The organism is Scandinavium sp. M-37 (assembly GCF_043558715.1).
Taxonomy (GTDB): domain Bacteria; phylum Pseudomonadota; class Gammaproteobacteria; order Enterobacterales; family Enterobacteriaceae; genus Scandinavium; species Scandinavium vulneris_A.
This window is the reverse complement of record NZ_JBIGIN010000069.1, coordinates 1-6,048: the sequence shown is the minus strand read 5'-3', so window position 1 is coordinate 6,048 and position 6,048 is coordinate 1. Positions and strand designations below refer to the sequence as shown.

Below are 6,048 nucleotides of genomic sequence, written 5' to 3'. Positions count from 1 at the left end.
CTGAATAACCTGACGCCGGAAGAATACCGGCTGATGGCTGAAAAACCGGAACTCTCAAAAAGTGTGTGGAACTAAAACAGGTATGCTTACACCGGTATCGACCACCATCAGTCGAACCCACCTATTAAGTTAAAAGACTTCTACTGTCTGGTTTTCATGGGGTCCGCTCAAGAGCACATATCATTTATAATGTTATTGCATCCGGAGAAAATTTGCGCTTGAATGATTGTATATCTAATGGACTGCCACTTTTGATACACAAAAAGGTATTTAGGCAAATTTACATGTGATTTTATACAGGTAATAGGTAAAGAATGATAACTCAAGAAGCCAGTTCTAAATTTTTAGGTTTTCTCTACCAAATTGAACGCGCACTATATCGTATCTTTGTCAGTGAACACAATTCTACCATATTTGGAATTGAAACTGCGGATGATGTGGTAGAAGAGATTTCATTCGATAACGGCCAGCTCCATGTCTCTTTTGAGCAAGATAAACACGCTTTGGGCACTAGTGGACAACCCTATAAGGATAGTAGCAAGAATCTCTGGCATACTCTGCATATTTGGCTTTCAACAATGAAAGACGCTCGAGAAAAATATGAGGAAATTTCTTACTGTTTAGTAACTAACAAAAATGTAGGTAATAACACTCTTGCAAATTCACTTTCTAAAGCTCAAACAGACAAACAAATAAAAGCAGCACTAAAAGAATTAAGAAAACAGGAGAAGATCATTACAGGGGAAGTAAAAAGGATTGCAGGCCAAGTACTTAATTACTCTGAGGACGATCTGGAATTCCTGATTAAGAATATTGTATTACTTGATAATCATGGGACAATTTCAGGCCTTGAAACTAAGCCTGCAACGATAAGCTTATTCCATCTTCCATCGGAAATAAATGAACATGCTGAAGTGATTTATCATTCATTGTTGGGTCTTATTGTCGACAAATGTAAATCAGCTTGGAAAATTAGAGAACCCGCAATATTAACAAAAGAACCTTTTTTTAATTTATTAAATGCCGAAATAAATAGAATAAAACGTAAAAAATTCATTGACCAACCTATACTCAAAACTTCATATAGAAAGTATTTAGAAGAAGATCAGACTAGTCATATTTTCATTGAACAACTTCAAACAATAGGAAAAAACACTGATGCTTGCAACCATGCATTACTAAATTATTGGGCGTTTTATGCTGAAAAAATCCGATTACAAGATACAGGCGAAATTCCTCTATCTGCCTGGGAAGATCGTAACGATGAACTTTATCATCGCTGGCTGGACATAACATTCAATTTAACTGAACCAGATAATACGCCTGAAAAAAAACTAACTCACTCCCAGGAAATATACTCAATCACAATGAACCCTGATTATAGGGCATCCCTAAGTGGCAACGACACAGCAAACTCTTATTTTACTATTGGGAATTATCATGCTTTAGCAAACCACCCTGAAGATTTATTATTTGTGCACTGGCATGATACTTATAAAAAATGCAAGGATAAGTAGCTATGTTTTATATGGATGAAAATTTAATTAACAACAACTCTCTTTCTTGTTTTTTACTTGTATTGTTTGTAGAGGAATACGAAGCTATTTCAGTTGATAATAGCCATCCCGATTTAATGCAACTATTGATTATCCTTCCTTTTGTTTGGCATAAGTTCAGTAGAGATGCAATAAAAGCAAAAAAATACTCCACTCCATTAGATGCTGTAATATTAGAAAATCAATTAATTAAGTCAAATTTCAAAGAGCGGATTATTGATTATACTGGTGCAACACTTCAGGGCTTAAATCTTTCTGTTTCATCTGGCTTATTAATCAAATTTGATAAAAATAATAAAATCTGGTTTAAAAGAAGTGCGATCAAATGGCCTCCTAATGTGAAGAAAAGATTACCAGCAGATATGAGCAAAACAATAACCCGTCTGGCAAACTGGTTTTATCATATGGATACATCTTCAATTTATTGCTTACTTTTAGGGAATTAATTATGAAACTCATGATCGACTCACTACTTCTATGGCCAACAAACCCTAAGAATGAGGTTCGTGAAATCTCTTTTAAAAAAGACAAAATAAACATTATTCATGGAATCAGTAGTACCGGGAAATCATCGGTTATATCAATTATAGATTATTGTCTCGGTGCCAGTAAGTGCGCGATACCTGTCGGGGTAATTCGTGAGTCCGTTATGTGGTTCGGTGTAACAGTTGATATTATGGGGCATAAGCGCCTTATTGCACGTAAAACTCCGGGAAATAAATCTGTTAGCAATGAATTCTACCTTTCTCCTTGCCCGGAAGAACTTCCTCGACAATTGATTGCTACTGATAACAATATAAGTTTCAAGAAAAAATTCAATCAACTAGTCCAATTAAGCGACCTACCTCAATCAGAGGAAAACGAAAGGCCTGGTTTCGATGCCAGAGCTTCTTATAGAGATATGGCAGCATTTAACTTTTTACCACAGCATATCGTAGCAAACCCCTATACTCTCTTTTTTAAAGCTGATTCTTATCAAAACAAAGAAAGATTACAACGAATAATGCCCTTTGCTTTAGGAATTATAAACCGTGAATATATGATAAAAGAAAGAGATCGTATTGACCTACAAAAAAGACTTGATACATTGTATAAACAACAAGAAGCCAATAAAAAAGCATTATCTGGTTGGAAATTTGAAGTCGAACGCTTATGGTATGAATGTATTGAGTTAGGATTAACATCGGTCTCAGAAGGAAAAGAAAAAGAAAAAGACACAAATTATAAAATTGAAAGATTGTCACTCATTAACAAAACTTATCTCGATGGGAATATAGATACACTATTAAGCGCTCCAAATTATGAATACACAAATGAAAAAATAAGATCACTTAATGCAGATGGCGAGAATAAACAAAGAGAAATTGATACTCTACGAATAAAAATTCGAAATTTTGAACAACTATTCTCTAAAGGCAAAGATTTTGCGAAAGCAATAAATATGGAGAAAGAACATATCATCGGTTTCGAATGGCTTAAAGAAAATTTATCTCCTAATAATGAATGCATAGCTTGTGGTTCAAAAACGAATGCTCTATCCGTTGTTGTTGATAATTTCGAAAAAAAAGTATCAAGAATTAATAAAATGTCAGATGCTCTCTTTGATAATCCTATTGCTGATAAAGAATTAGACAAACTAAAGAGAAATTTAAGAGATCATCAAGAAGAATTACATAAAATCAGAAAACAGAAGCTATACCTTGAAAAACAAGACAAAGCGACAAATGATTCATTAAATAAAGTTTATGTGATGATTGGAAGAATTCAGGAGACGCTAGCATCTTTAAATAAAATTAAAAACACTGATGACATCAGTGAAAATATAAAGAAAATAAACAAACAGTTAACTCCTCTTGACATTTACTTCCAAAAATCTGATCGCGAACGTCACGAATACATCGTATATAAGGAAGTTAATTTACTTATCGAAAAATACGCGGATAAATTTAACCTTGAACGCAGAGGCAATGTTAGCCTTGATAAAAAAGAATTAACATTAAGTTTTAAAGATCCAAAGAGCGTTAAAAGTGAATATTTATGGGAAGTTGGTAGCGGTGCAAACTGGATGGGCTATCACATATCAGTTTTCTTAGCTTTACATGAATTCCTCTCTCATCCAGATAGATATAAATTACCACCTTTTAGTTTTTTAATAATCGATCAGCCAAGCCAAGTTTATTTTCCCAGTACAGATTCTGGTGAAAATATACTAGATCAAAATAATGAAAATATACAAAACACAAGAAAGGATGATATTACTGCCACAAAACGCATATTTGAAATATTATCATCAGCAATTGAAGAGAATAATCTAAATTTCCAGGTTATCGTTCTTGAACATGCTGATAGTTCAATATGGGGACAGGTTGATAATACTCATGAATCGGCTTGCTGGAAAGATGAAGGAGATGGACTCATTCCTCAAAAATGGATTAGATAAATTATACTATTAAATCTATATAAACCAAAGCTTATATCGACCCAATAAGGAAGATGTAAGCTTTGCAATAAGCCACTTAATGTCAATTACACTAGCCAACAATATTATGAATGATTCGATCTTCAACTTTATCTTTTTATTTGGCAACATCCCTTTTTTTTTATAAATTTAATGGTTCCATTTTCATGAATGAATATTGTGGCAGCACCTGCTCTTTCATACATAGAACACATAGTGCATTACTAATTCTGGCTGTACGCCAACTTCTGTTAGTTTTAAGTTTTATAGGGCATAGTTGTATGTCTGCAAAGATAAATAAAAAACAATCAGTAGTCTCACAACAACATAATCATCTGACATTGATGAAAAACACTTCAACAAAATAACCTTTCCAATCACTAAATAAAAATTCACATTCCTTGCAAAGAAGTGGGGCTTTCTTTCCACCGTAAACAATTCAGTTGGATTCAGATTATCTGTTGCTTTATATATTCAATCAATACGGATTATTTTTCGCCTTCGAATACAAGACAGATAAAAATATGACTAAGTTCGAATGCAGCTTATTTTCCACATGAGAGACACTCCCCCCTTCATTTTAAAGTTTTTATAAAAGGAATTAATATATTATTGAATATGAATTACCAACAGCAAGAAAAATCATAAAAACACAATAACAATAATTTAAATTCTCTATGATTCCTTTCTTTTAAAAACCACGTTAGTTTAATAATTCACGAAATTGTCAATTAAATAGATGCGAGAAATAGTGCTCATCTTTCGTCCAGCTCTTGCACGGTAAGGCGTTAGGGCTGTTTACTCTTTCTGACCACGCTGTATCGGGCTGCGATGTGCTACTCTTACGCAATAGCCACATGTCAGTAAATGGTAGAGGTATTAGGCGCAACTATTTAATAGGCGACATTTGACAAACTATCTAAACTGGGTGATACAAAACACCCTACCCGGCCAAGAGCATCTCCGGTCATGGCTTGTCCGCAACGGCATAGCTCGTAAGTTCTCTTAATGGCACGCCGTATACTGCAGGACGGACTGTATGTCGGACTGGGTAGGCGCGGTTTACTGACTGTAAATACAGTTCGCATGGCGGTTCTGACCAGCCTTGCGCTGCAGGGCCACGCTCATTATACCGAACCGGGTAGATAACAAATCTGGCTCGCATTCCCAGCTTACGTCAAGCTACCGTGATGGTGTGCCGCCTTTAAGCAATTCGCGAAACTTTTCATTCTGTATACCTCTCACCGTCGATATAACAACATGCACGGTAAAACTCAATATCGGCGGCCGGTAGTTGGTGAGCATTGTTCCTGAACTGACCGCTTATGAGCTCGCCAGCGGCGTTCCTTCGCCGATTTCGTTCGAGCATGCTGCCCCCTGTTTCAAGGGGATGAATCTTTTTAGCCCGCGTAAATTACAGTCTCTGTTATGCGCCAGTCTTTCGATCAAAATCAACCGGTTAATGCTCAATCTTGCCCAACGCAATGGGCATCCTTATTTTCAGTCTCTCGATCAACGCGATATAGAAATAGGTTCGGGAAAAACGGCAAATCGTTCCCGGCAGTTGGCTGGGGCCAGATTATCAAATCATCGTTCCCCACGCGTATAAACCGTAAGGAATCGAAGATGGGTCCGCGTGATATTTATAGCCGACAGGTCAGGCTATTAATGACGGCTCTGCCGCATGTGGCAAAGGAGTCCTGTTTCGCTTGAAAGGCAACACGGCAATCAATTTATTTGTGCAGGACTTCCCTTGCCTATCGATGGATATCGATCTGTCGTATAAGACATTCGCGGATCTGGATACCGATCTGGCTGCTATCAATGACACATTGATGCGCATTAATGAACCGCTGAATGGCAAACCTAAATAGCTGCGCGAAATAGTAGATCACTTAAAGGGAACTCAGCCCGGATTGTGCGATCTGATCAATCGCCAAATCTCCCACATCACCAACCGGACTGAGCGATGCCGATCATAGCACCCATACCCCGTATCGAACGACGCCTGATGCAGAAAACTATCCATAAAAC

The 6,048-nt window shown here is 36.5% G+C and carries 3 protein-coding genes and 3 pseudogenes; all 6 read left to right on the top strand.

From position 1 onward, the window contains the following. Positions 1-75, top strand: a pseudogene (locus ACG0Z5_RS23605) (integrase); the annotation flags it as partial. Positions 76-314: 239 nt separating this feature from the next. Further along, entirely contained in the window at positions 315-1,517 is a 1,203-nt protein-coding gene (locus tag ACG0Z5_RS23600; protein ID WP_394451571.1) for an ABC-three component system protein, read from the top strand. Between the two features lie 2 nt (positions 1,518-1,519). Then, entirely contained in the window at positions 1,520-2,002 is a 483-nt protein-coding gene (locus ACG0Z5_RS23595; RefSeq protein WP_394451570.1) for a three component ABC system middle component, read from the top strand. A gap of 2 nt (positions 2,003-2,004) precedes the next feature. Continuing rightward, a complete protein-coding gene (locus ACG0Z5_RS23590; protein WP_394451568.1) occupies positions 2,005-3,996 on the top strand; it encodes a DUF3732 domain-containing protein in 1,992 nt (663 codons plus the stop codon). 1,057 nt (positions 3,997-5,053) lie between these two features. Beyond that, positions 5,054-5,630, top strand: a pseudogene (locus tag ACG0Z5_RS23585) (type IV toxin-antitoxin system AbiEi family antitoxin domain-containing protein). A gap of 10 nt (positions 5,631-5,640) precedes the next feature. After that, positions 5,641-5,882: pseudogene (locus ACG0Z5_RS23580) on the top strand (nucleotidyl transferase AbiEii/AbiGii toxin family protein); the annotation flags it as partial. Positions 5,883-6,048 lie beyond the last annotated feature (166 nt).